Raw genomic sequence first — 25,116 nt, forward strand, 5'->3', positions numbered from 1 at the left:
CGGTTAGAGCAGGCCTTCGACCGCCCCGCGCACTTCCGGCGACCACACGCCGCACTGCACCTGGCCGATATGCGACAGCTGCAACAGCAGCATCACCAAACGCGACTGACCGATGCCGCCGCCGATGGTCTGCGGCATATCGCCGCGCAACAGCGACTGGTGCCATTCCAGCTTCATGCGTTCTTCATCGCCGGTCAGCGCCAGCTGATGTTTCAGCGCCGTGGCGTCGACGCGGATGCCCATGGAAGACAGCTCGAAAGCGTCCTGCAGCACCGGGTTCCACACCACGATATCGCCGTTCAGGCCCGCCAGGCCATCCGCCGTCGGCGTGGTCCAGTCATCATAATCCGGCGCCCGCACATCGTGCGATTTGCCGTGCGACAGCTTGCCACCGATGCCGATCAGGAACACCGCGCCCAATTCTTTGGCGATCGCCCGCTCACGCCCTTTGGCGTCCAGATCCGGATAGCGCTGCAGCAGGGTTTCGCTGTGTACGAAGTGGATCTGTTCCGGCAGGAACGGGGTCAGGCCATGCTCACGGCTGACTTCCGCTTCCGTCGCCTTGATCGCGGCGTAAATGCTGCGCACGGTGCTTTTCAGGTAGTCCAGGCTGCGCTCACCGTCGCCCATCACCCGCTCCCAGTCCCACTGATCGACGTACACCGAGTGGATTGGCGTCAGGCGGTCCTCATCCGGGCGCAGCGCCTTCATATGGGTATACAGGCCCTCGCCGGCGCCGAAATCGTAGCTGCCCAGGGTTTTGCGTTTCCATTTCGCCAGCGAATGCACCACTTCGAAAGTGGCGTCCGGCAAGGTTTTGACTTTGACCTGCACCGCTTTCTCGCTGCCGGAGAGGTTATCCTGCGTGCCGTCGCCCAAACGGCTGAGGATCGGCGCTTGCACTTCGATCAGGCCGAGCTGTTGCTCCAGCTGGCGGGAGAAGAAGGATTTGACCTGGCTGATTTGTTGTTGTTTTTGGATAAACTGTTTTTTCATTGCCGTTTCTCTTGTAAACCTGTCTCTGTTGCCATCGATTAAGCAACAAAATGACACATCAATTCAATATCCATTAATCAATATTGCCTTTTCACTTTTAATCGTTCATTTTTACCCGGACAGAATTCAACAATCGTTAATTAATGGGGGATTAAATGGCGGAAATTTATCAGATCGATAATCTCGATCGTGGCATCCTCAACGCCCTGATGGACAATGCGCGCACACCGTACGCCGAACTGGCGAAAAACTTCGCCGTCAGCCCCGGCACCATTCATGTGCGGGTGGAGAAGATGAAACAGGCCGGGATCATCACCGGCGCGCGCATCGACGTCAGCCCCAAACAACTGGGCTACGACGTGTGCTGCTTTATCGGCATCATATTAAAGAGCGCCAAGGACTACCCTTCGGCGCTGAAGAAGCTGGAAAGCCTGGAAGAAGTGGTAGAAGCCTATTACACCACCGGCCACTACAGCGTCTTTATTAAGGTAATGTGCCGATCGATCGACGCGTTGCAACAGGTACTTATCAACAAGATCCAGACTATCGACGAGATCCAGTCTACCGAAACGCTGATCTCGCTGCAGAACCCCATTATGCGCACCATCGTGCCGTAACCCGCCAAATTGCATACCCACATTATCCACAGGTAGATCCCAGCCGATTCACAGCGTACAATGCAGCCACTTTGAGTGAGAAGGTTGGGATCGTTGGTTCATGGCAGACATTACTCTGATCAGTGGCAGTACGCTTGGCAGCGCCGAATACGTGGCTGAACATTTGGCTGAAAAGCTGGAAGACGCGGGTTTCTCTACCGAGATGCTGCACGGCCCTGAACTGGATGAACTGCCGTTGACCGGCCGCTGGCTGGTGGTCTCTTCCACGCACGGCGCCGGCGAACTGCCGGATAACCTTCAGCCGCTGTTGGAACAGCTCGCTGAACAGCAGCCGGATCTTTCCGAGGTGCAGTTCGGCGCCGTCGGTTTGGGCAGTTCGGAATACGACACCTTCTGCGGCGCGATCAAACAGATCGACGATCTGTTGATCGCCAGAGGCGCTAAAAGGATCGGCGATCGTCTCGAGATCGACGTGACCGAGCATGAAATTCCCGAGGATCCGGCCGAGGAATGGGTAAAAACCTGGATTAATTTACTCTAATTCGTCTAAAGATCGCGCGAACGATTGTGGATAACTAAGCTTAAAAGCAGGGTAAAAGCCGTAGTTATCCCAATAACAACCGTAGTGCGCTTTTTGTCCTGTGCATAACAAGCCTTTTAGATCCCAGCTTATCTGCGTCGGGATCACCGATCATTCACAGCAAACGATCCTCCTTAATCTGCTGATCTTCATCGTGAATAGTCACTTATCCACAGAGGATCGCGATCCTAATAAGAGATCTAATAAAGAGATCTTTAAATAAAAAAGATCTTCTTTTAATTACCGACGATCCTGACCACTTGGTCGATCGTCTAAACTTGAGTAGAATCCCCGACCCCAGGGCAAATACGATCGTTCGCAATACGGCGAGGTGCAGTTCCATGTTTTATCCAGATCAATTTGACGTCATCATCATCGGTGGTGGCCATGCAGGTACCGAGGCCGCCATGGCCGCGGCACGCATGGGACGTCAGACTTTATTATTGACACACAATATCGATACGCTGGGACAGATGTCCTGTAACCCGGCGATTGGCGGTATTGGTAAAGGACATCTGGTTAAGGAAATTGATGCACTCGGTGGCCTGATGGCAACGGCGATCGACCACGCCGGCATCCAGTTTAGGATACTAAACGCCAGCAAAGGCCCAGCCGTTCGTGCCACACGCGCTCAGGCGGATCGCGTACTGTATCGCCAGGCGATCCGTACCGCGTTGGAGAACCAGCCCAACCTGATGATCTTCCAACAACCTGTTGAGGATCTGATCGTCGAAAACGATCGCGTAGTCGGCGCCGTCACCCAAATGGGCCTGAAATTCCGCGCCAAGGCGGTGGTATTGACCGTAGGCACCTTCCTGGACGGCAAGATCCATATCGGTCTGGAAAACTACAGCGGTGGTCGCGCCGGGGATCCACCTTCGATCTCGCTGTCACAGCGTTTGCGAGAACTGCCGCTGCGCGTTAACCGCTTGAAAACCGGTACGCCACCGCGCATCGACGCCCGCACTATCGATTTCAGCGTACTGGCGCCACAACACGGCGATACGCCGGTGCCGGTATTCTCGTTCCTGGGCGATGCCAGCCAACACCCGGAACAAATGGCGTGCTACATCACCCACACCAATGAAAAAACCCATGACGTGATCCGCAATAACCTCGATCGCAGCCCGATGTATGCCGGGATCATCGAAGGGATCGGCCCACGTTATTGCCCGTCGATCGAAGACAAGGTCATGCGCTTTGCCGATCGCAACGCGCACCAGATCTTCCTCGAGCCGGAAGGCCTAACCAGCAACGAGATTTACCCTAACGGGATTTCCACCAGCCTGCCGTTCGACGTGCAGATGCAGATCGTCCGTTCGATGGAAGGAATGCAAAACGCGCGTATTATTCGCCCTGGTTATGCTATCGAGTACGATTTCTTCGATCCGCGCGACCTGAAGCCGACGCTGGAAAGCAAATTCATCCAGGGGCTGTTCTTCGCCGGTCAGATCAACGGCACCACTGGGTATGAAGAAGCGGCTGCGCAGGGCCTGCTGGCCGGTCTGAACGCTGGGCGTTTCGCCGACGAACAAGAAGGCTGGGCGCCACGCCGCGATCAGGCCTACCTGGGCGTGCTGGTGGACGATCTCAGCACCCTCGGCACCAAAGAGCCGTACCGCATGTTTACCTCACGCGCCGAGTATCGTCTGATGCTGCGCGAAGACAACGCCGATCTCCGCCTGACGGAAAAAGGCCGTGAACTCGGCCTGGTGGACGACGTGCGTTGGGCACGTTACAGCGAGAAGTTGGAGCGAATCGAACGCGAACGCCAGCGCCTGCGCGACATCTGGATGCACCCGCACGCCGAGAACGTCGAACAGGTCAATGCGCTGCTGAAAGCGCCGCTGTCGCGTGAAGCGAACGGCGAAGAGCTGCTGCGCCGTCCGGAGATGGATTACGCGCAGTTGACCGGCACCGACGCCTTCGCGCCGCCGCTGGGCGACGTACAAGCGGCTGAACAGGTTGAGATCCAGGTCAAATACGAGGGCTACATCGCTCGTCAGCAGGAAGAGATCGAAAAACAGCAGCGCAACGAGAATACCTTGCTGCCGTTGGATCTCGACTACCGTCAGGTTTCGGGACTGTCGAACGAGGTGATCGCCAAGTTGAACGATCACAAACCGAACTCCATCGGCCAGGCTTCGCGCATCTCCGGCATTACGCCGGCGGCGATCTCGATTTTGCTGATCTGGCTGAAAAAGCAGGGACTGCTGCGCCGCAGCGCATAAATCTTGCATCCAGGCGGCCGTTTGTTCATCCCGTAGCCAAACGGCCGCTGACATCACTTGCGCCCTGAATTATCATAGTCGCCTCATTGCGCCAGCTAACCATCCGCTGGTCGTTCAGAGCCTGCCAGAGGATCCGTTGTGCAAAAAAAATTAGACTCGCTGCTTGCGGCGGCAGGCATTGAGCTGCCCGATCAGCAAAAACAGCAGCTGCTGGGTTATGTTGGCATGCTGGATAAGTGGAACAAGGCTTATAACCTCACGTCGGTGCGCGACCCGCAGCAAATGCTGGTGCGCCACATCCTCGACAGCATCGTGGTCAATCCGCATCTGCAGGGCTCGCGTTTCATCGATGTCGGCACCGGCCCCGGCTTGCCGGGCATTCCGCTGGCGATCGTGCGCCCGGACGCGCATTTCACGCTGCTCGACAGCCTGGGCAAGCGCGTGCGCTTCCTGCGCCAGGTGCAGCATGAGCTGGGCCTGAACAATATCGAGCCGGTGCAGAGCCGCGTCGAAGCGTTTCCGGCTGAGCCACCGTTTGATGGCGTGATCAGCCGCGCGTTCGCTTCGCTGCAGGATATGCTGTCCTGGTGTCATCATCTGCCGGCGAAAGGGCAGGGGCGTTTTTACGCGTTGAAAGGCGTGCGCCCGGATGAAGAGCTGACGCAGCTGCCGGCTGGCGTAAGCCTGGAGTCCATCGTGCGGTTGCAGGTGCCTGAACTGGAAGGCGAACGCCATCTGGTGATTCTTAAGGCAAACTGAGTTTGCTTTTGATCAAACAAGCGTGAATTAAAAGGCAGTACTCAGCAGAAAGGTAAGCAGGCTAATTAGTTGGTCGCTTTTTTTAGTTAATTTACTTTCTATTAACACAAAAAACGCGGCTAATTAGCGACAATAGAGTAATTGCATTTAGAAATAGTCACGTTAGCAATCATGTGCGAAAGATTGGCGTTTGCTGCTAATGTTAATTGGCTGTTGGAATATTGCCCCGCTGCTTGTCAATAAAAGGTTTTCATCGGGTATACGGATTGTTTTTGAACAGTTAACTGATAATGTTTTGATTTATATAATCTTTTGATCGCTCAAATTGCTAAAGACGGTTTGGTTGACCATCGGCTATAAATCAGGAAGGGACATTACTGTGATCGGCCTCGCGTTTCTAAACGCAACGCTGGAATAATCAGACAATTAAATGCGCCCTATTATTCCGACCGTTTTCTTGTGAAAATAGGCTGGAATAGGGAAATTTAAATAATTGTTCACCTTTTCGCTACTTATCGATTGAATTCGTTGGTATGCCCCGTATAATTTGCTCGTTTTTTGCTGCTTGACTCAGGACAGCAAAAACAGTTGTATACGTCACTCAGCATACCCCCTCAGGGGTACGGAGAGAACAAACGTCATGTCTGTGTCCCTTTACAGCGGGAAAGTCGCACGCAAACTGCTGTTTTTGCAGTTAATGACTTTTGTTCTGATCAGCGTTGCTTTCTGGCTGAAAAGCCCGGAATGGAGCGCTTCGGCGCTGGCAGGCGGTCTCGCCGCCTGGTTGCCGAGTGCAATGTTTATGCTGTTTGCCTTGCGCCATCAGGCGCAAACGCCGGCGCCCGGTAGGGTTGCCTGGTCGTTCGCCATCGGCGAGGGGCTAAAGGTCGTGATCACCATCGTTTTGCTGATCGTGGCGCTGGGGGTGTTCAAGGCGGAGTTTATACCGCTTGGCCTGACCTATTTAGCGGTGTTAGTGGTGCAGATAGTGGCACCGGCCGTGATTAACAGTTACCGAAATTAACTAAATAAAGGGTAGAGGCATCATGTCTGCAGAGGGATACAACAGTCCACAGGAGTATATCGGTCACCACCTGACGCAGCTTCAGGTCGGGACTGGGTTTTGGTCGATTAACCTCGACTCGATGTTTTTCTCCGTCGTCCTCGGGGTTTTGTTCCTGGTGATTTTCCGCAAAGTGGCTAAAAACGCCACCAGCGGCGTGCCGGGTAAACTGCAAACCGCCGTGGAGCTGGTGGTTGGTTTCGTCGACAGCAGCGTGCGCGACATGTACCACGGCAAGAGCAAGGTGATTGCGCCGTTGGCGCTGACCGTGTTCGTCTGGGTGTTCCTGATGAACCTGATGGACCTGATTCCGGTAGACTTCCTGCCGTTCATCGGGGCGCATCTCGGTCTGCCTGCGCTGCGCGTGGTGCCTACCGCTGACGTGAACGTCACGCTGTCTATGGCGCTGGGCGTGTTTATCCTGATTCTGTTCTATAGCATCAAAATGAAAGGCGTTGGCGGGTTCGTTAAAGAGTTGACCATGCAGCCGTTCAACCACCCTGTATTCATTCCTATCAACCTGATTCTTGAAGGTGTCAGCCTGCTGTCCAAACCTGTTTCACTGGGTCTGCGACTGTTCGGCAACATGTATGCGGGTGAGTTGATCTTCATCCTGATTGCCGGCCTGTTGCCGTGGTGGTCACAGTGGGTCCTGAGCTTGCCTTGGGCTATCTTCCACATCCTGATCATTACGCTTCAAGCCTTTATTTTCATGGTTCTGACGATCGTCTATCTGTCGATGGCGTCTGAAGAGCACTGATTTTCTTAAAACACTTGCACTTTTAAACTGAAACAAACTGGAGACTGTCATGGAAAACCTGAGTATGGATCTGCTGTACATGGCTGCCGCTGTGATGATGGGTTTAGCGGCAATCGGTGCTGCGATCGGTATCGGCATCCTGGGTGGTAAATTCTTGGAAGGCGCTGCTCGTCAGCCTGACCTGATTCCTCTGCTGCGTACACAGTTCTTTATCGTTATGGGTCTGGTCGACGCCATCCCGATGATCGCTGTAGGTCTGGGTCTGTACGTGATGTTCGCCGTCGCGTAAGTAGAGTAACCCTCTACGACGTAACCAAACTATTAACTTTTAAAGAGGCATTGTGCTGTGAATCTTAACGCAACAATCCTCGGCCAGGCCATCGCGTTCGTTCTGTTTGTCTGGTTCTGCATGAAGTACGTATGGCCGCCGATCATGGCTGCCATCGAGAAACGTCAGAAAGAAATCGCTGACGGCCTCGCTTCTGCAGAGCGTGCCAAAAAAGATCTGGACTTAGCGCAAGCCAATGCGACCGACCAGCTGAAAACTGCTAAAGCAGAAGCTCAGGTGATCATCGAGCAAGCGAACAAACGCAAAGCTCAGATCATGGATGAAGCGAAAGCCGAAGCCGAGCAGGAACGTAACAAAATCGTGGCGCAGGCTCAGGCTGAGATCGAAGCCGAACGTAAGCGCGCTCGTGAAGAGTTGCGTAAGCAAGTCGCGATGCTGGCAATTGCCGGCGCCGAGAAGATCATCGAACGTTCCGTGGATGAAGCTGCTAACAGCGACATCGTTGATAAACTGGTCGCTGAACTGTAAGGAGGGAGGGGCTGATGTCTGAATTTGTAACTGTAGCTCGCCCCTACGCCAAAGCAGCTTTTGACTTTGCCGTTGAGCACCAAAGCGTAGAGCGCTGGCAGGAGATGCTGGCGTTTACGGCTGAAGTCACTCGCAATGAACAGATTTCTGAACTGCTGTCTGGCGCGGTTGCGCCAGAAACGCTGTCCAAGACGTTCATCGCGGTTTGTGGCGATCGGCTCGACGAACATGGCCAGAACTTTATCCGTGTAATGGCCGAAAATGGACGTTTACTGGTTCTTCCTGCCGTGCTGCAGCAGTTCATCGAACTGCGCGCCTCGCTGGAATCCACCGTCGAAGTCGAAGTGCTCTCTGCGAGCGCGCTGAGCGACGAACAGCAGGCGAAAATCGCCGCTGCGATGGAAAAACGTCTGTCACGCAAAGTTAAGCTGAATTGCAAAATTGACAAGTCTGTACTGGCCGGCATCGTTGTTCGCGCCGGCGATATGGTGATTGATGGCAGCGTTCGCGGTCGTCTTGAACGCCTGACAGACGTCTTGCAGTCTTAAGGGGACTGGAGCATGCAACTGAATTCCACCGAAATCAGCGAACTGATCAAGCAGCGCATTGCTCAGTTCAATGTAGTGAGCGAAGCTCACAATGAAGGTACTATCGTTTCCGTCAGCGACGGGATCATCCGCGTACACGGCCTGGCCGAAGTTATGCAGGGCGAAATGATCGCGCTGCCTGGCAACCGTTACGCAATCGCATTGAACCTGGAGCGCGACTCCGTCGGTGCCGTGGTCATGGGTCCGTACTCGGATCTGGCCGAAGGCATGAAGGTTAAATGTACTGGCCGTATCCTGGAAGTTCCAGTCGGTCGTGGTCTGCTGGGCCGCGTAGTTAACACCCTGGGCGCACCTATCGACGGCAAAGGCCCGATTGAAAACGACGGCTTCTCTCCGGTAGAAGCTATCGCGCCAGGCGTTATCGAGCGTCAGTCCGTTGATCAGCCGGTTCAAACTGGCTACAAATCCGTTGACGCCATGATTCCAATCGGCCGTGGCCAGCGTGAGCTGGTGATCGGTGACCGTCAGACCGGTAAAACCGCGCTGGCGATCGATGCGATCATCAACCAACGCGACTCCGGCATCAAATGCGTTTACGTGGCTATCGGCCAGAAAGCGTCCACCATCGCTAACGTGGTGCGCAAACTGGAAGAGCACGGCGCACTGGCCAACACCATTGTGGTTGTGGCGACCGCTTCCGAATCCGCTGCACTGCAATACCTGGCGCCATATGCCGGTTGCGCAATGGGCGAATACTTCCGTGACCGCGGTGAAGATGCGCTGATCGTGTACGATGACCTGTCCAAACAGGCCGTTGCTTACCGCCAGATTTCCCTGCTGCTTCGTCGTCCGCCAGGTCGTGAAGCTTACCCAGGCGACGTATTCTACCTGCACTCCCGCTTGCTGGAGCGTGCAGCGCGCGTTAACGCCGAATACGTTGAAGCCTTCACCAAAGGTGAAGTTAAAGGCCAAACCGGTTCACTGACCGCTCTGCCGATCATTGAAACCCAGGCGGGTGACGTTTCCGCGTTCGTTCCGACCAACGTAATCTCGATTACCGATGGTCAGATCTTCCTGGAATCCAACCTGTTCAACTCCGGTATTCGCCCGGCAGTTAACCCGGGTATCTCCGTATCCCGTGTTGGTGGCGCCGCGCAGACCAAGATCATGAAGAAACTGTCCGGTGGTATCCGTACCGCGCTGGCACAGTATCGTGAGCTGGCTGCGTTCTCCCAGTTCGCCTCCGATCTGGACGACGCGACCCGCAAACAGCTGAGCCACGGTCAGAAAGTGACCGAGCTGCTGAAACAGAAACAGTATGCGCCGATGTCGGTTGCACAACAGTCTCTGGTGCTGTTTGCCGCAGAACGCGGTTACCTGAACGACGTCGAAGTCGCCAAAGTGGTGAGCTTCGAAGCCGCGCTGGTCGCCTATGCGGACCGCGAGCACGCCGAACTGCTGAACCACATCAACCAAACTGGCAACTTCAATGATGAGATCGAGGGCAAGTTGAAAGACGTCCTCGAGACCTTCAAGAAAACCCAGTCCTGGTAACGCCGAACGGTCCTGCTGTTGAAAGACAGCAGGCCGTCTGGCACTGAGGAGAAGCAGAGATGGCCGGCGCAAAAGAGATACGTAGTAAGATCGCTAGCGTGCAAAACACGCAAAAGATCACTAAAGCGATGGAAATGGTCGCCGCCTCCAAAATGCGTAAATCGCAGGATCGCATGGCGGCCAGCCGTCCTTATGCAGAGACCATGCGCAAAGTGATTGGTCACCTTGCGTTAGGGAATCTGGAGTACAAGCACCCGTACCTGGATGAGCGTGACGTTAAGCGCGTCGGGTATCTGGTGGTGTCTACTGACCGTGGTCTCTGCGGCGGCTTGAACATCAACCTGTTCAAAAAGCTGCTGGCGGAGATGAAAGCCTGGTCCGAAAAAGGCGTCGAAACCGATTTGGCGCTGATTGGCTCTAAAGCGGCCTCTTTCTTTGGTTCCGTGGGCGGCAACGTGGTTGCCCAGGTGACCGGCATGGGGGACAAACCTTCCCTGTCGGATCTGATCGGGCCGGTGAAAGTGATGCTGCAGGCCTACGACGAAGGTCGTTTGGACAAGCTGTACATTGTCAGCAACAAATTTGTTAATACGATGTCCCAAGAGCCACAGGTGCTTCAGCTGCTGCCGTTACCGCCAGCCGATGACGAAGAGCTGAAGAAAACGCCTTGGGATTACCTGTATGAACCCGATCCAAAAGTGCTGCTTGATACCTTGCTGCGCCGCTATGTGGAGTCGCAGGTTTATCAGGGCGTCGTGGAAAACCTGGCCAGCGAGCAGGCCGCACGAATGGTCGCGATGAAAGCCGCAACCGATAACGGCGGTAGCCTGATCAAAGAGCTGCAGTTGGTATACAACAAGGCGCGTCAGGCCAGCATCACTCAGGAACTCACCGAGATCGTTTCGGGAGCCTCCGCGGTTTAAGCTAGGTTTACGAATTACGTAGAGGATTCAAGATGGCTACTGGAAAGATTATCCAGGTAATCGGCGCCGTGGTGGACGTCGAGTTCCCTCAGGATGCCGTACCAAAAGTGTACGATGCCCTTGAGGTAGAAAACGGCACCGAAAAACTGGTGTTGGAAGTTCAGCAACAGCTGGGCGGTGGCGTGGTTCGCTGTATCGCAATGGGGACCTCCGACGGTCTGCGTCGCGGTCTGAAAGTGAACAACCTGGACCACCCGATTGAAGTGCCGGTGGGTAAAGCTACCCTGGGCCGTATCATGAACGTATTGGGCCAACCGATCGACATGAAAGGCGACATCGGCGAAGAAGAGCGTTGGGCGATTCACCGCGCGGCGCCAAGCTACGAAGAGCTGTCCAGCTCCCAGGAACTGCTGGAAACCGGTATCAAGGTAATGGACCTGATTTGTCCGTTCGCCAAGGGCGGTAAAGTTGGTCTGTTCGGCGGTGCGGGCGTAGGTAAAACCGTAAACATGATGGAGCTGATCCGTAACATCGCGATCGAGCACTCCGGTTATTCCGTGTTTGCGGGCGTGGGCGAGCGTACTCGTGAGGGTAACGACTTCTACCACGAAATGACCGACTCCAACGTGCTGGACAAAGTATCCCTGGTTTACGGCCAGATGAACGAGCCACCAGGTAACCGTCTGCGCGTTGCGCTGACCGGTCTGACCATGGCGGAGAAATTCCGTGACGAAGGCCGTGACGTTCTGCTGTTCGTTGACAACATCTACCGTTACACCCTGGCCGGTACCGAAGTGTCCGCACTTCTGGGCCGTATGCCATCCGCGGTAGGTTATCAGCCAACGCTGGCGGAAGAGATGGGCGTTCTGCAAGAACGTATCACCTCGACCAAGACCGGTTCCATCACTTCCGTACAGGCCGTTTACGTTCCTGCGGATGACTTGACTGACCCGTCACCAGCCACCACCTTTGCGCACTTGGACGCAACCGTGGTACTGAGCCGTAACATCGCTTCTCTGGGTATCTACCCGGCCGTTGACCCGCTGGATTCTACCAGCCGTCAGCTGGATCCGCTGGTTGTTGGCCAGGAGCACTACGACGTAGCGCGTGGCGTGCAGTCCATTCTGCAACGCTACCAGGAACTGAAAGATATCATCGCGATCCTGGGTATGGACGAGCTGTCTGAAGAAGACAAACTGGTCGTATCCCGTGCGCGTAAGATCCAACGCTTCCTGTCTCAGCCGTTCTTCGTGGCAGAAGTCTTCACCGGTTCTCCGGGCAAGTTCGTATCGCTGAAAGACACCATCCGTGGTTTCAAAGGCATTATGGACGGCGACTATGACCACCTGCCGGAGCAGGCGTTCTACATGGTTGGCACCATTGAAGAAGCAGTGGAAAAAGCCAAGAAACTGTAACGCCTTGAGAGGAGGGTGATATGGCTATGACTTACCATCTGGATGTAGTCAGCGCGGAAAAACAGATGTTTTCCGGCCTGGTGCAGAAGATCCAGGTGACAGGCAGCGAAGGTGAACTGGGGATCTTCCCTGGCCATGCGCCGCTGCTGACTGCCATCAAGCCTGGCATGGTGCGTATTGTTAAGCAGCACGGTGAAGAAGAGTTCATCTACCTGTCCGGCGGCATCCTCGAGGTGCAGCCGAGCGTGGTTACCGTGCTGGCGGACACTGCTATCCGTGGTACTGACCTCGACGAAGCGAGAGCGTTGGAAGCTAAGCGTAAAGCTGAAGAACACATTCGCAGCTCTCATGGCGATGTCGACTATGCTCAGGCATCCGCTGAACTGGCGAAAGCGATCGCAAAACTGCGCGTTATCGAGCTCACCAGAAAAGCGATGTAATGTTTGGGTGCCCTGCACCCAACTTTAAGAAAGCGGCCTATAGGGTCGCTTTTTTTTTACTTTAAAATAAGCATTTCAGCCCGGCGGGCGGTGTGGTGTATAACCCCTGATATCGGGAAAGAAACGTCGCCGAACGCCGACAGTTTTTTCGTCCTGAAGCCGAATCGGCCATGATGGCGGCAGGCCAAGAGGCGCGCGGCCTGCGCCGGGTTCGTGATGAGAAATATGTAGTAATATCGTCGCTAAACGGTTTTACTTTCGTCTATCAAAATGGAGTTATCAGGTTGCTTATGTCGAACAGCGCAATGAGCGTGGTCATCCTCGCCGCGGGCAAGGGTACGCGCATGTATTCCGATCTTCCCAAAGTGTTGCATCCGTTGGCCGGTAAGCCGATGGTGCAGCACGTCATTGATGCCGCGATGAAACTGGGCGCGCAACATGTTCACCTGGTATACGGCCACGGCGGCGATTTATTGAAAAGCACGCTGACGGACGGCGCGCTGAACTGGGTGCTGCAGGCGGAGCAATTGGGCACCGGTCATGCAATGCAGCAGGCGGCGCCGCATTTTGCCGACGATGAAGACGTGCTGATGCTGTACGGTGACGTGCCTTTGATTTCCGTGGATACGCTGCAACGCCTGATTGCGGCCAAGCCGCAGGGCGGCATCGGTCTGCTGACGGTGAAACTGGACGATCCGAGCGGTTACGGCCGCATCGTGCGCGAGCAGGGCAACGTGGTGGGCATCGTTGAACACAAGGACGCCAGCGAGGCACAGCGTCAGATTAATGAGATCAATACCGGCATCCTGGTGGCGAACGGGCGCGATCTGAAGCGCTGGCTGGGGATGCTGAACAACGACAACGCACAGGGCGAGTTTTACATCACCGATATCATTGCGTTGGCCCATGCCGACGGCAAGAAAATCGAGGCTGTACACCCGTCGCGCCTGAGTGAAGTGGAAGGTGTGAACAACCGCCTGCAACTGGCGGCCCTGGAACGTGTATTCCAGTCGGAACAGTCTGAAAAGCTGCTGTTGGCTGGCGTGATGCTGCTGGATCCGGCGCGTTTCGATTTGCGCGGGGAACTTGTTCACGGCCGCGACATCACTATTGATGCGAATGTGATTATCGAAGGTCACGTCAAGTTGGGCGATCGGGTGAAAATCGGCGCCGGCTGCGTGCTGAAAAACTGCGTGATCGGTGATGATTGCGAGATCAGTCCTTACAGCGTGCTGGAAGACAGCGTGCTGGAAGTCGGCTGCACCGTGGGGCCATTTGCCCGCCTGCGCCCAGGCGCGGAGCTGGCGGCAGGGGCCCACGTCGGCAACTTCGTGGAAATGAAAAAGGCGCGTCTGGGCAAAGGCTCCAAGGCCGGCCACCTCAGCTACCTGGGCGATGCCGAAATCGGCGATGACGTGAATATCGGCGCCGGCACCATCACCTGTAACTACGATGGCGCCAACAAGCACAAGACGCTGATCGGCGATGGGGTGTTCGTCGGTTCCGATACTCAGCTGGTGGCGCCGGTATCGGTCGGCAAAGGCTCCACCATCGCCGCAGGCACCACGGTGACGCGCGATATTGCCGAGAACGAATTGGTGCTGAGCCGCGTCAAGCAGGTGCACATTCAGGGCTGGCAACGTCCGGTGAAGAAGAAGTCATAGTGTGTTTTGCGTTGGGCTCTATTCACGAGCCCAATACAAAACATAATAACCCCCACCATCTACAGGCTCGGGGGACGCACGGTAAAAACCGGCAAAAATCAGGTCAAGGCATCGAAAGCGCCCATGAAGGGCGTTCATTAGGAATATAACTGATGTGTGGAATTGTAGGCGCAGTAGCGCAACGTGATATCGCAGAAATCCTGTTGGAAGGTTTACGTCGTCTTGAGTACCGCGGTTATGACTCCGCCGGTCTGGCGGTGGTCGATGAAAAAGGCAACGTCAGTCGCCTGCGTCGCGTAGGCAAGGTACAAAAACTGGCCGAAGCGGCGGAGCAAACCGATCTGCACGGCGGTACCGGCATCGCTCACACCCGCTGGGCAACGCACGGTGAACCGACCGAAGCGAACGCGCACCCGCATGTTTCCGACTACATTACCGTGGTGCATAACGGCATCATCGAAAACCACGAACCGCTGCGCGAGCTGCTGATCGAACGTGGTTACCGTTTCAGCTCCGAAACCGACACCGAAGTGATCGCGCACCTGGTGCACTGGGAACAGTTGCAGGGCGGTACGCTGCTGGAAGTGGTTCAGCGCGTGATCCCACAGCTGCGCGGCGCTTACGGCACCGTGGTGATGGACAGCCGCGATCCGAGCGTATTGGTTGCGGCGCGCTCCGGCAGCCCGCTGGTTATCGGCCGCGGCGTTGGGGAAAACTTCATCGCCTCCGATCAGCTGGCGCTGCTGCCGGTCACCCGCCGCTTCATCTTCCTGGAAGAAGGCGACGTGGTGGAAGTGACTCGCCGCACCGTCAACATCTTCGACAAGCAGGGCAACGCCATCGAGCGTCCTGAGATCGAATCCCAGGTGCAGTATGACGCCGGCGACAAGGGCGCTTACCGTCACTACATGCAAAAAGAGATCTACGAACAGCCGCTGGCGCTGAAAAACACCCTGGAAGGGCGTTTCAGCCATGGCCAAATCAACCTGAGCGAGCTGGGCCCGCACGCCGACGAGCTGCTGGCCAAGGTGCAACACGTGCAGATCATCGCCTGTGGGACTTCTTACCACTCCGGGATGGTGGCGCGCTACTGGTTTGAAGCGTTGGCCGGCGTGCCGTGCGACGTCGAGATCGCGTCCGAATTCCGTTACCGCAAATCGGCGGTGCGTCCGGGCAGCCTGATCATCACCCTGTCGCAGTCCGGCGAAACCGCCGACACGTTAGCGGCGCTGCGCCTGTCCAAAGAGCTGGGTTATCTTGGTTCGCTGGCCGTTTGTAACGTTGCGGGCTCTTCGCTGGTGCGTGAATCCGATCTGGCGTTGATGACCAAAGCGGGCACGGAAATCGGCGTAGCCTCGACCAAGGCCTTCACCACGCAGCTCACCGTGCTGTTGATGCTGGTGGCGCGCCTGGGCCGCCTGAAAGGCATGGCGGAAAGCGTAGAGCAGGAGATCGTGCACGGCCTGCAGGCGCTGCCGGCGCGTATCGAGCAGATGCTGTCGATGGATAAAGAGATCGAAGCGCTGGCGGAAGGCTTCTCCGACAAGCACCATGCGCTGTTCCTCGGCCGCGGCGATCAGTATCCGATCGCCATGGAAGGGGCGCTGAAGCTGAAAGAGATCTCCTATATTCACGCCGAAGCTTATGCGGCGGGCGAGTTGAAACACGGCCCGCTGGCGCTGATCGACGCCGATATGCCGGTGATCGTGGTGGCGCCAAACAACGAACTGCTGGAAAAGCTGAAGTCCAACATTGAAGAAGTGCGCGCGCGCGGCGGCCAGCTGTACGTGTTCGCCGATCAGGACGCCGGCTTTGTCAGCAGCGAAGGCATGACCATCATTCCTCTGCCGCACGTCGAGGAAATCGTCGCGCCGATCTTCTACACCGTGCCGTTGCAGCTGCTGTCTTACCACGTGGCGCTGATCAAAGGCACCGACGTTGATCAGCCACGCAACCTGGCGAAGTCTGTCACCGTAGAGTAATTTGCCGCAGGTAAACTGCAAAAGCCGGCCTTCGCGCCGGCTTTTTTCATGAGCGGCCTTAAAGATGACAGCGCGACCGATTCGGCGATAAACGTTGTCATATTCAAGCGGATAGGCCGCGCCAAAACGGTTTTTTTATTGCTTGGCAAATGTGCTGTTTCACAACTAACTTTTTGATTTATAGATAAAACAATACCCATCAAACGCACTGTAATATAACTGTCATATTGCGTACATTTTTCTGTCACCAAACTGTCCTATTTTCCCTCCTGCAGCAATACTTACTCTGATTAAAACGACTCGAAGTCGATTTTAAGTATCCCATTAGGAGGGATTATGAAACTGATGCGTACCACCGTCGCCAGTATTGTGGCAGCGACCTTCTCCCTGACCGCCGTGTCCGCGTTCGCTGCTGCCAGCCTGACCGGTGCAGGTGCGACATTCCCCGCTCCGGTTTACGCCAAGTGGGCAGATTCTTATCAGAAAGAAACCGGCAACAAAGTTAACTATCAGGGCATCGGCTCCTCTGGCGGCGTGAAGCAAATCGTGGCCAACACCGTTGACTTTGGCGCCTCCGACGCCCCGTTGTCTGACGACAAGCTGGCGGCCGACGGCCTGTTCCAGTTCCCGACCGTGATTGGCGGCGTGGTGCTGGCCGTGAATATTCCGGGCATCAAATCCGGCGAACTGACGCTGGATGGTAAAACCCTGGGCGATATTTACCTGGGCAATGTCAAAAAGTGGAACGATCCGGCTATCACCAAGCTGAACCCAGGCGTGAAACTGCCTGACCAGAACATCGCCGTGGTGCGCCGCGCCGACGGTTCCGGCACCTCGTTCGTGTTCACCAGCTACCTGTCCAAGGCCAACGCGCAGTGGAAAGAGAAGATTGGCGCCGGTTCTACCGTTAACTGGCCGACCGGTCTGGGCGGCAAAGGCAACGACGGCATCGCCGCCTTCGTTCAGCGTCTGCCTGGCTCTATCGGCTACGTAGAATACGCTTACGCCAAGCAGAACAACCTGGCTTACACCAAGCTGGTATCCGCCGACGGCAAACCGGTCAGCCCGACCGAAGAGAGCTTCAGCAACGCGGCCAAAGGCGTGGATTGGAGCAAGACCTTCGCTCAGGATCTGACTGACCAGAAAGGCGACAACGTGTGGCCAATCACCTCCACTACCTTCATCCTGGTGCACAAAGAGCAGAAAAACCCTGCTCAGGGCGCCGAAGTGCTGAAGTTCTTCGACTGGGCTTACAAAACCGGCGCCAAGCAGGCGAACGAGCTGGATTACGCCACCCTGCCGGCAGAAGTGGTTGAGCAGGTGCGCGCGGCCTGGAAAACCAACGTAAAAGACAGTTCAGGTAAAGCGCTGTACTAACAACGCAGGGGCGCGGGTTCGCCGCGCCCCACAAGTTCTTCAGGCTCCGATCCCGGTTGGGGCTGCCAGGGTTCAAACAGAGAGTAATCTATGGCTGAGTACAAGCCGACCATCAAAGCACCGGGCAAAAACGGTGACATCATTTTCAGCGCGCTGGTGAGACTGGCTGCGCTGATTACCCTATTGTTGCTGGGCGGCATCATCGTTTCGCTGATCTTCGCCTCCTGGCCAAGCATGCAGAAATTCGGCTTCGCCTTCCTGTGGACCAAAGAGTGGGACGCGCCGGCGGAGCAGTTCGGCGCGCTGGTGCCGATCTACGGCACCGTGGTCACCTCGCTCATTGCGCTGATCATCGCCGTGCCGGTGAGCTTCGGCATCGCGCTGTTCCTGACCGAACTGGCACCGAACTGGTTGAAGCGGCCGCTGGGCATCGCCATTGAACTGCTGGCGGCCATCCCGAGCATCGTCTACGGCATGTGGGGCCTGTTCGTGTTTGCTCCGCTGTTCGCCGAATACTTCCAGACGCCGGTGGGCGACGTGCTGTCGGGCATTCCGATCGTCGGCGAGCTGTTCTCTGGCCCGGCTTTCGGCATCGGCATCCTGGCCGCCGGGGTGATCCTGGCGATCATGATCATTCCTTACATCGCTGCGGTCATGCGCGACGTGTTTGAACAGACCCCGGTAATGATGAAAGAGTCGGCCTACGGCATTGGCTGCACCACCTGGGAAGTCATCTGGCGCATCGTGCTGCCGTTCACCAAAAACGGCGTTATCGGCGGCGTGATGCTGGGCCTGGGCCGAGCGTTGGGGGAAACCATGGCGGTGACCTTTATCATCGGCAACACCTACCAGCTCGACAGCGCTTCGCTGTATATGCCGGGCAACAGCATCACCTCGGCGCTGGCCAACGAATTCGCCGAAGCTGAGTCCGGCGTGCACACCGCGGCGTTGATGGAGCTGGGCCTGATTCTGTTTGTTATCACCTTTATCGTGCTGGCGCTGTCGAAACTGATGATCATGCGTCTGGCCAAGAATGAGGGGCGTTAACATGGCGACGATGGATATGCAAAACGCAGTCGTTCTGGCGGAAAGCCGCCGCAAAATGCAGGCCTGGCGCCGGCAGAAAAACCGCCTCGCGCTGTTCCTGTCGATGGCGACCATGGCGTTCGGGTTGTTCTGGCTGATCTGGATCCTGATCGCCACCGTCACCAAAGGCTTCGACGGCATGTCGCTGGCGCTGTTCACCGAGATGACCCCACCGCCGAATACCGCGGGCGGCGGCCTGGCCAACGCCATCGCCGGCAGCGGCCTGTTGATCCTGTGGGCGACCCTTTTCGGTACGCCGCTGGGCATCATGGCCGGCATCTACCTGGCGGAATACGGCCGTAAATCCTGGCTGGCGGAAGTGATCCGCTTTATCAACGACATTCTTTTGTCCGCACCGTCGATCGTGGTGGGCCTGTTCGTTTACACCATCGTGGTGGCGAAGATGGAACACTTCTCCGGCTGGGCCGGCATTGTGGCGCTGGCGCTGCTGCAGGTGCCGATCGTCATTCGTACCACCGAGAACATGCTGAAACTGGTACCGGATACGCTGCGCGAGGCCGCTTATGCCCTGGGTACGCCGAAATGGCGCATGATTTCCGCCATCACGCTGAAGGCGTCGGTGTCCGGCATCATCACCGGCGTGCTGCTGGCGATTGCGCGCATCGCGGGGGAAACCGCACCGCTGCTGTTCACTTCGCTGTCGAACCAGTTCTGGAGCACCGACCTGATGCAGCCGATCGCCAACCTGCCGGTGACCATCTTCAAATTCGCCATGAGCCCGTTCGCCGAATGGCAACAGCTGGCCTGGGCCGGGGTGCTGTTGATCACCCTGTGCGTACTGTTACTGAATATCCTGGCGCGCGTGGTTTTCGCCAAGAAAAAGCATTCATAAAATTTTGAGCGCCGCTTTGGCGGCGCTGATGAAAAGAGAGAAGTCTTGATGAGTATGGTTACTGACGCTTCCAGCAGCAAAATTCAGGTACGCGATCTGAACTTTTACTATGGCAAATTCCATGCGCTGAAGAACATCACGCTGGATATCGCCAAGAACAAGGTCACCGCGTTTATCGGCCCGTCCGGCTGCGGCAAATCCACCCTGCTGCGCACCTTCAACAAGATGTACCAGCTGTACCCGGAACAGCGAGCGGAAGGCGGCATCCTGCTGGACGGCCAGAACATCCTGACCGACAACTCGGATATCGCACTGCTGCGCGCCAAGGTCGGCATGGTGTTCCAGAAGCCGACGCCGTTCCCGATGTCGATTTATGACAACATCGCCTTCGGCGTTCGCCTGTTTGAAAAGCTGTCGCGTGCCGATATGGACGAGCGCGTACAGTGGGCGCTGACCAAAGCGGCGCTGTGGAATGAAACCAAGGACAAGCTGCACCAGAGCGGCTACAGCCTCTCCGGCGGCCAGCAGCAGCGTCTGTGCATCGCCCGCGGCATCGCCATTCGTCCGGAAGTGTTGTTGCTGGATGAGCCTTGCTCGGCGCTGGATCCGATCTCCACCGGCAAGATTGAAGAGCTGATCAGCGAGCTGAAGGCTGATTACACCGTGGTGATCGTGACGCACAACATGCAGCAGGCGGCGCGCTGCTCCGACTCTACCGCATTTATGTATCTGGGCGAGCTGATCGAGTTCAGTGATACTGATAACCTGTTCACTGCGCCGCAGAAAAAGCAGACTGAAGACTACATCACTGGCCGTTATGGTTGATAGGAAGCATCATGGATAACCTGAATTTAAACAAACACATTTCCGGCCAGTTCAACGCAGAGCTCGAGCATATCCGCACTCAGGTGCTGACCATGGGCGGGCTGGTGGAGCAGCAGCTGACCGACGCCATCACCGCGATGCACAATCAGGATGGCGAGCTGGCCAAGCGCGTGATCGAAGGCGACGCCAAGGTCAACATGATGGAAGTGGCGATCGACGAAGCCTGCGTGCGCATTATCGCCAAGCGCCAGCCGACCGCCAGCGATCTGCGTCTGGTGATGGCGATCATCAAAACCATTTCCGAGCTGGAGCGCATCGGCGACGTGGCGGACAAGATCTGCCGCACCGCGCTGGAGAAGTTCTCGCACCAGCACCAGCCGCTGCTGGTCAGCCTGGAGTCGCTGGGGCGCCACACGGTGCAGATGCTGCACGACGTGCTGGACGCCTTCGCGCGCATGGATCTGGACGAAGCGATCCGTATTTACCGGGAAGATAAAAAGGTCGACCAGGAATACGAAGGCATCGTGCGTCAGCTGATGACCTACATGATGGAAGACTCGCGCACCATTCCGAGCGTGCTGACCGCGCTGTTCTGCGCCCGTTCTATCGAGCGTATCGGCGATCGCTGCCAGAACATCTGCGAATTTATCTTCTATTTCGTCAAAGGACAGGATTTCCGTCATTTGGGCGGCGACGCCCTGGAAAAGCTGCTCTCTCCGGACGGTAAAGACGAAAAAGATGACTAACCCTTTCCGGGTAATATCCTCCCAAGGCGCGGTTTCCCGCGCCTTTATTCCATCTTAAACGCGTAAAGATAAAAAGGTTATAAATATAGCTTTTTATATTATTTCCTGACCTATGTGGCGCTTGCTAGCTTATCCGCCAGCAGGACATCAACCACTTAGGAGCTTTCTATGAAACATCGCGCTTTGGCCTTAACGTTGTTAGCCAGTCTGACCGGTTTCGCCGCCGGCGCCGCGCACGCGGACAAACTTGACGATATCAAGCAAGCCGGCGTGGTGCGCATCGCGGTGTTCGACAGTAACCCGCCGTTCGGCTACATCGATCCGCAGAGCAAGAAGCTGGTGGGCTACGATGTGGACGTCGCCGACGCGATCGGCAAAGCGCTGGGGGTGAAAGTGGAGCTGCGCGCCACCAACCCGGCCAACCGCATTCCGCTGCTGGTGTCGAAGAAGGTTGACCTGATTGCCGCCAACTTCACCATTACCGACGAGCGCGCCAAGGAAGTGAACTTCAGCGTGCCGTACTTCGCCACTGGGCAGAAATTCATCGCCCGTAAAGGCGTGCTGAAAACGCCGGAAGACATCAAGAAACTGCGCATCGGCGCGGACAAGGGCACGGTGCAGGAAATCACCCTGCGCGAGCGTTTCCCGACGGCGAAAGTGATCTCCTACGATGATACCCCGCTGGCGTTCGTGGCGCTGCGTAACGGCAACGTGCAGGCGATCACTCAGGACGACGCCAAGCTGGTCGGCCTGCTCGGCAACCTGCCGGCGGCGCAAAAGGCGGAGTTTGAAATTTCGCCGTTCAGCCTGACCAAAGAGTATCAGGGGGTCGGCATTCCCAAGGGCGAAGATCGCCTGACCGCCGCGGTGAACGAGACGCTGATCAAGCTGGAAAACGACGGCGAAGCGGTTAAGATTTACGATCGCTGGTTCGGGCCGGAAACCCAATCCGCTCAACCGCGCGGCGATTTCAAAATCGCGCCTTTGGATCAGCAACCAAAAGCCTGACTTAACCGCTTGCGGTGAGATAGGCACGGAGGGGCGCAGCTTGCTGCGCCCCTGATGCATTCTGCAAGACAAGGATTGAACATGAACCTGGACTGGCTGCTGGCGCCGCAATACCTGAGCTGGCTGTGGCATGGCTTTCTGCTGACGCTGTGGCTTTCCGCCTGCGCGGGCCTGGCGGCCACGTTGCTGGGCTTTGTGCTGGCGGCGATGCGCGACAGCAGCCTGCGGCCGTTGCGTTGGCTGGCGATGGGGTACAGCTCGCTGTTTCGCAATACGCCGCTGCTGGTGCAGCTGTTCTTCTGGTACTTCGCCGCCGGGCAGATCCTGCCGTCCGCCGCCATGCAGTGGCTGAACAGCTCACATCAGGTCGGCCCGCTTGAGTGGCCGTCGTTCGAGTTTCTCGCCGGTTTCTTTGGCCTGACGCTCTACTCCACCGCCTTTATCGCCGAAGAGATCCGCTCCGGCATTCGCGGCGTCGCCGGCGGGCAGAAATATGCCGCTCAGGCGCTGGGACTGACCGGCTGGCAGGCGATGCGCTACGTGGTGTTGCCGCAGGCGCTGAAAATCGCGCTGCCGCCGCTGCTGGGGCAATACATGAACGTGATCAAGAACTCGTCGCTGACCATGGCGATCGGCGTTGCCGAACTCTCTTACGCCTCGCGTCAGGTCGAAACCGAAACCCTGCGCACCTTCCAGGCGTTCGGCGTGGCGACGGTGCTGTATATCGCCATCATCGCGCTGCTGGAAGGTTGGGGCATGTGGCGACAACAGCGTAAACCGCTGGGAGGACATTGAGATGGATTTCAGCGTGATTCACGACAACCTGGGTTACCTGCTGTGGGGCACCTGGCCGGACGGGCCGCTGGGCGGCGCGGCGCTGACGTTGGCGATCAGCCTGATGGCCGGCGTGGCCTCGGCGGTGCTCGGCACCTTACTCGGCGTGGCGCTGGCGATGTCACGCGGCGTCGCCGCCGGGCTGCTGGCGGCGGTGTTGGGCTTTTTCCGCGCCATTCCGGTCATCATGCTGATCTTCTGGACCTATTTCCTGCTGCCGATGGTGTTTGGCGTCGAGATCCCGGAAATCACCACCGTGGTGTGCGCGCTGGCGTTGATCGCCTCGGCCTATCTGGCCCATGCGGTGAAGGCCGGCATCGCCGCGATCGGCCCCGGCCAGTGGCAGGCCGGGCTTTCTCTGGGGCTGACGCGCTGGCAGACGCTGCGCATGATCGTGCTGCCGCAGGCGCTGCGCATGATGGTGCCGTCGTTCATCAACCAGTGGATCTCCCTGATCAAGGACACCTCGCTGGCTTATATCGTCGGCGTTGGCGAACTGACCTTCCTGGCGACCCAGGTCAACAACCGCAGCATGGTCTATCCAATGGAAGTGTTTCTGTTCGTGGCGCTGGTCTACTTCGTGTTCTGCCTGGCGCTCGATCTGCTGGCCAACGCGGTCAACCGCCGCTTCGGCGCGCAAACCCGCGCGCTGAAAAGGTCCTGGCGCTGGTGGCGCAACAAGCCGCCGTTGCCGGCCAGTTAATCGGCCGTGAGCCGCCAGCCTCGTTCGCGCCACAGCGCGGGCAGTTGGGCCAGGTCGTCAAACGTGGTCACCAGCGGGTGGTCAATCGGCGGGTTATGCGGATCGGCGCAGAAGTAAAAGACCGGGATGCCGGCATGGATGCCGGCCTGCGCGCCGGCGGGCGAATCGTCCACCAGGATGCAGCGCGTCACCGGCACCTGCATCTGTTCGGCGGCGTGAAACACGATCGCCGGATCCGGCTTCCAGCGCTGAATGTCATAGCCGCTGAATAACCGGTCATCAAAATAAGGCAGCATGCCGGTTAGGCCGAGCGAATGCTGCATCTTGCTGACCGGCCCGTTGGAGACGGTGCAGACAGGCACCGTTATCTGCGCCAGCAGCTCGCGGGCGCCGGCAATCTGTTGCAGTTCGCTGTCGAACAACCGCGCCACTTCCTGCCGATACAGCGGCTCCAGTGTCTCTTTGGCCAGGTCAGTGCCCTGCTCGGCGTTGACCCGATCGATGATCTCGTACAGCTTCACCCCTTTGTATTTCTTGAATACCTCTTCCAGCGACAGATGAATGCCGTAGTGGGCGAACATGTGCACATAGGCTTTGCTGCACAGCACTTCGCTGTCTACCAGCGTGCCATCGCAGTCGAACAAAATGCAGTCAATCTGATTCATGCGGGACAGGTTCCTTCGGGTTAACGCCGCTGAGGCCGCTCAGCGATCACTTGATCAGGTTACGCGCCTTGAGATCGTGCAAAATCAGCGCGGCGACGTGTGAGCACTGCGGCAGATCGCGACTGTCGCACCACTTCAGCTCGGCGATTTCGGCGGCCGGCTGCAGCTGCCCGGTAAAGTCGGCCTGGTAGCAGCGAATGCGCACCTGGGTGCCGTCCTGCTTGCCGTCCGCCGGGCCGGTGAATTCGCCGTAAAACGCGATGGATTGCGACAGCAGCGCAACGGTCAGCTCTTCGTCGATTTCGCGGCACAGCGCCTGTTCGTCGGTTTCGCCCGCTTCGCGCTTTCCGCCCGGCATATAAAACAGCGTCTTATTGTGTGAGCGCACCAGCGCCACTTTGTCATCTTTCAGCGCGATCAACGCCAGCTTATCGATAAAGGTCGAAGACATGCGGATTCCTGTTTTTAACGGATAGGGATAGAGGGGCGATAGGCCATTTTATCGGCCGTGCCGGCAAACGGCAACGCAGCGGGCGGCAAGGGGGATGAATGCCTGTAAATACAAGCCGTTGACGCGTTTAGCCGTAAAGACGGCGAAAAAAACCTGTGACCGACATCAAAAGCCCCACTTTTTGTTATAGGATAGCCGGCGACTGTCCATTCCCATTTT

At 57.0% G+C, this 25,116-nt stretch carries 26 protein-coding genes; 23 read left to right on the forward strand and 3 right to left on the reverse strand.

What is annotated here, in order from left to right:
* Positions 1-3 precede the first annotated feature (3 nt).
* Entirely contained in the window at positions 4-996 is a 993-nt protein-coding gene (gene asnA, locus ACJ8IL_RS15880; RefSeq protein WP_060434930.1) for an aspartate--ammonia ligase, read from the reverse strand.
* A gap of 155 nt (positions 997-1,151) precedes the next feature.
* Between asnA and asnC the strand changes: the two genes are divergently transcribed.
* From asnC to ACJ8IL_RS15995, 23 genes are all read left to right on the forward strand, one after another.
* Positions 1,152-1,613, forward strand: a complete 462-nt coding sequence (gene asnC, locus ACJ8IL_RS15885; protein ID WP_004933786.1) for a transcriptional regulator AsnC — start codon at positions 1,152-1,154, stop codon at positions 1,611-1,613.
* Between the two features lie 100 nt (positions 1,614-1,713).
* Positions 1,714-2,154: an FMN-binding protein MioC gene (mioC, locus tag ACJ8IL_RS15890; RefSeq protein WP_049204643.1), complete on the forward strand. Its 441-nt coding sequence runs from the start codon at positions 1,714-1,716 to the stop codon at positions 2,152-2,154.
* 380 nt (positions 2,155-2,534) lie between these two features.
* The gene (mnmG, locus tag ACJ8IL_RS15895; protein ID WP_089181460.1) at positions 2,535-4,424 is read left to right on the forward strand and encodes a tRNA uridine-5-carboxymethylaminomethyl(34) synthesis enzyme MnmG; all 1,890 of its coding nucleotides are present in this window, start codon (positions 2,535-2,537) and stop codon (positions 4,422-4,424) included.
* Positions 4,425-4,562: 138 nt separating this feature from the next.
* On the forward strand, positions 4,563-5,183 hold the full coding sequence (gene rsmG / locus ACJ8IL_RS15900; protein WP_015379471.1) for a 16S rRNA (guanine(527)-N(7))-methyltransferase RsmG: 621 nt from the start codon (positions 4,563-4,565) through the stop codon (positions 5,181-5,183).
* A 640-nt stretch (positions 5,184-5,823) separates the two neighbouring features.
* Entirely contained in the window at positions 5,824-6,207 is a 384-nt protein-coding gene (gene atpI, locus ACJ8IL_RS15905) for a F0F1 ATP synthase subunit I (protein ID WP_025304739.1), read from the forward strand.
* Positions 6,208-6,229: 22 nt separating this feature from the next.
* Positions 6,230-7,006: a F0F1 ATP synthase subunit A gene (atpB, locus tag ACJ8IL_RS15910; protein WP_025304740.1), complete on the forward strand. Its 777-nt coding sequence runs from the start codon at positions 6,230-6,232 to the stop codon at positions 7,004-7,006.
* A 49-nt stretch (positions 7,007-7,055) separates the two neighbouring features.
* Positions 7,056-7,295 (forward strand): F0F1 ATP synthase subunit C, encoded by a 240-nt coding sequence (gene atpE / locus ACJ8IL_RS15915; protein WP_004093904.1) that lies wholly within the window; start codon positions 7,056-7,058, stop codon positions 7,293-7,295.
* Between the two features lie 57 nt (positions 7,296-7,352).
* A complete protein-coding gene (atpF, locus tag ACJ8IL_RS15920; protein WP_004933804.1) occupies positions 7,353-7,823 on the forward strand; it encodes a F0F1 ATP synthase subunit B in 471 nt (156 codons plus the stop codon).
* A gap of 14 nt (positions 7,824-7,837) precedes the next feature.
* On the forward strand, positions 7,838-8,371 hold the full coding sequence (gene atpH, locus ACJ8IL_RS15925) for a F0F1 ATP synthase subunit delta (RefSeq protein ID WP_025304741.1): 534 nt from the start codon (positions 7,838-7,840) through the stop codon (positions 8,369-8,371).
* A gap of 12 nt (positions 8,372-8,383) precedes the next feature.
* Positions 8,384-9,925: a F0F1 ATP synthase subunit alpha gene (atpA, locus tag ACJ8IL_RS15930; protein ID WP_025304742.1), complete on the forward strand. Its 1,542-nt coding sequence runs from the start codon at positions 8,384-8,386 to the stop codon at positions 9,923-9,925.
* A 59-nt stretch (positions 9,926-9,984) separates the two neighbouring features.
* A complete protein-coding gene (atpG, locus tag ACJ8IL_RS15935; RefSeq protein WP_004933811.1) occupies positions 9,985-10,848 on the forward strand; it encodes a F0F1 ATP synthase subunit gamma in 864 nt (287 codons plus the stop codon).
* Between the two features lie 32 nt (positions 10,849-10,880).
* The gene (gene atpD, locus ACJ8IL_RS15940; protein WP_004933813.1) at positions 10,881-12,263 is read left to right on the forward strand and encodes a F0F1 ATP synthase subunit beta; all 1,383 of its coding nucleotides are present in this window, start codon (positions 10,881-10,883) and stop codon (positions 12,261-12,263) included.
* Positions 12,264-12,283: 20 nt separating this feature from the next.
* Positions 12,284-12,703, forward strand: a complete 420-nt coding sequence (locus ACJ8IL_RS15945) for a F0F1 ATP synthase subunit epsilon (RefSeq protein WP_004933814.1) — start codon at positions 12,284-12,286, stop codon at positions 12,701-12,703.
* A 290-nt stretch (positions 12,704-12,993) separates the two neighbouring features.
* The gene (glmU, locus tag ACJ8IL_RS15950; RefSeq protein WP_442516656.1) at positions 12,994-14,367 is read left to right on the forward strand and encodes a bifunctional UDP-N-acetylglucosamine diphosphorylase/glucosamine-1-phosphate N-acetyltransferase GlmU; all 1,374 of its coding nucleotides are present in this window, start codon (positions 12,994-12,996) and stop codon (positions 14,365-14,367) included.
* Positions 14,368-14,519: 152 nt separating this feature from the next.
* Complete coding sequence (glmS, locus tag ACJ8IL_RS15955) at positions 14,520-16,349, forward strand: glutamine--fructose-6-phosphate transaminase (isomerizing) (protein ID WP_043140722.1); 1,830 nt, start codon at positions 14,520-14,522, stop codon at positions 16,347-16,349.
* A gap of 336 nt (positions 16,350-16,685) precedes the next feature.
* On the forward strand, positions 16,686-17,726 hold the full coding sequence (gene pstS / locus ACJ8IL_RS15960; protein WP_261456737.1) for a phosphate ABC transporter substrate-binding protein PstS: 1,041 nt from the start codon (positions 16,686-16,688) through the stop codon (positions 17,724-17,726).
* A 90-nt stretch (positions 17,727-17,816) separates the two neighbouring features.
* Positions 17,817-18,773 carry a phosphate ABC transporter permease PstC gene (pstC, locus tag ACJ8IL_RS15965; protein WP_016929615.1) on the forward strand — a complete coding sequence of 319 codons (957 nt, stop codon included), beginning with the start codon at positions 17,817-17,819 and terminating at the stop codon, positions 18,771-18,773.
* Position 18,774: 1 nt separating this feature from the next.
* Positions 18,775-19,665, forward strand: a complete 891-nt coding sequence (gene pstA / locus ACJ8IL_RS15970) for a phosphate ABC transporter permease PstA (RefSeq protein WP_025304746.1) — start codon at positions 18,775-18,777, stop codon at positions 19,663-19,665.
* 54 nt (positions 19,666-19,719) lie between these two features.
* A complete protein-coding gene (pstB, locus tag ACJ8IL_RS15975) occupies positions 19,720-20,490 on the forward strand; it encodes a phosphate ABC transporter ATP-binding protein PstB (protein ID WP_016929614.1) in 771 nt (256 codons plus the stop codon).
* Between the two features lie 11 nt (positions 20,491-20,501).
* Positions 20,502-21,236, forward strand: a complete 735-nt coding sequence (gene phoU, locus ACJ8IL_RS15980; protein ID WP_442516657.1) for a phosphate signaling complex protein PhoU — start codon at positions 20,502-20,504, stop codon at positions 21,234-21,236.
* Between the two features lie 168 nt (positions 21,237-21,404).
* Entirely contained in the window at positions 21,405-22,244 is an 840-nt protein-coding gene (locus tag ACJ8IL_RS15985; protein WP_060434924.1) for an ABC transporter substrate-binding protein, read from the forward strand.
* Positions 22,245-22,325: 81 nt separating this feature from the next.
* Positions 22,326-23,039: an amino acid ABC transporter permease gene (locus ACJ8IL_RS15990; protein WP_025304748.1), complete on the forward strand. Its 714-nt coding sequence runs from the start codon at positions 22,326-22,328 to the stop codon at positions 23,037-23,039.
* 1 nt (position 23,040) lies between these two features.
* Positions 23,041-23,781 carry an amino acid ABC transporter permease gene (locus ACJ8IL_RS15995; RefSeq protein ID WP_004933841.1) on the forward strand — a complete coding sequence of 247 codons (741 nt, stop codon included), beginning with the start codon at positions 23,041-23,043 and terminating at the stop codon, positions 23,779-23,781.
* On the opposite strand, the gene yieH is transcribed toward ACJ8IL_RS15995, so the two are convergent.
* Both yieH and ACJ8IL_RS16005 read right to left on the reverse strand, forming a co-directional pair.
* Positions 23,778-24,446 carry a 6-phosphogluconate phosphatase gene (yieH, locus tag ACJ8IL_RS16000; protein ID WP_025304749.1) on the reverse strand — a complete coding sequence of 223 codons (669 nt, stop codon included), beginning with the start codon at positions 24,444-24,446 and terminating at the stop codon, positions 23,778-23,780. The two genes, ACJ8IL_RS15995 and yieH, sit on opposite strands and share 4 nt — an antisense overlap.
* A 46-nt stretch (positions 24,447-24,492) precedes the next feature.
* The gene (locus tag ACJ8IL_RS16005; RefSeq protein WP_016929609.1) at positions 24,493-24,897 is read right to left on the reverse strand and encodes an NUDIX hydrolase; all 405 of its coding nucleotides are present in this window, start codon (positions 24,895-24,897) and stop codon (positions 24,493-24,495) included.
* Between the last annotated feature and the right edge of the window lie 219 nt (positions 24,898-25,116).

It is taken from the genome of Serratia sp. CY47444 (assembly GCF_052168635.1).
Taxonomy (GTDB): domain Bacteria; phylum Pseudomonadota; class Gammaproteobacteria; order Enterobacterales; family Enterobacteriaceae; genus Serratia; species Serratia bockelmannii.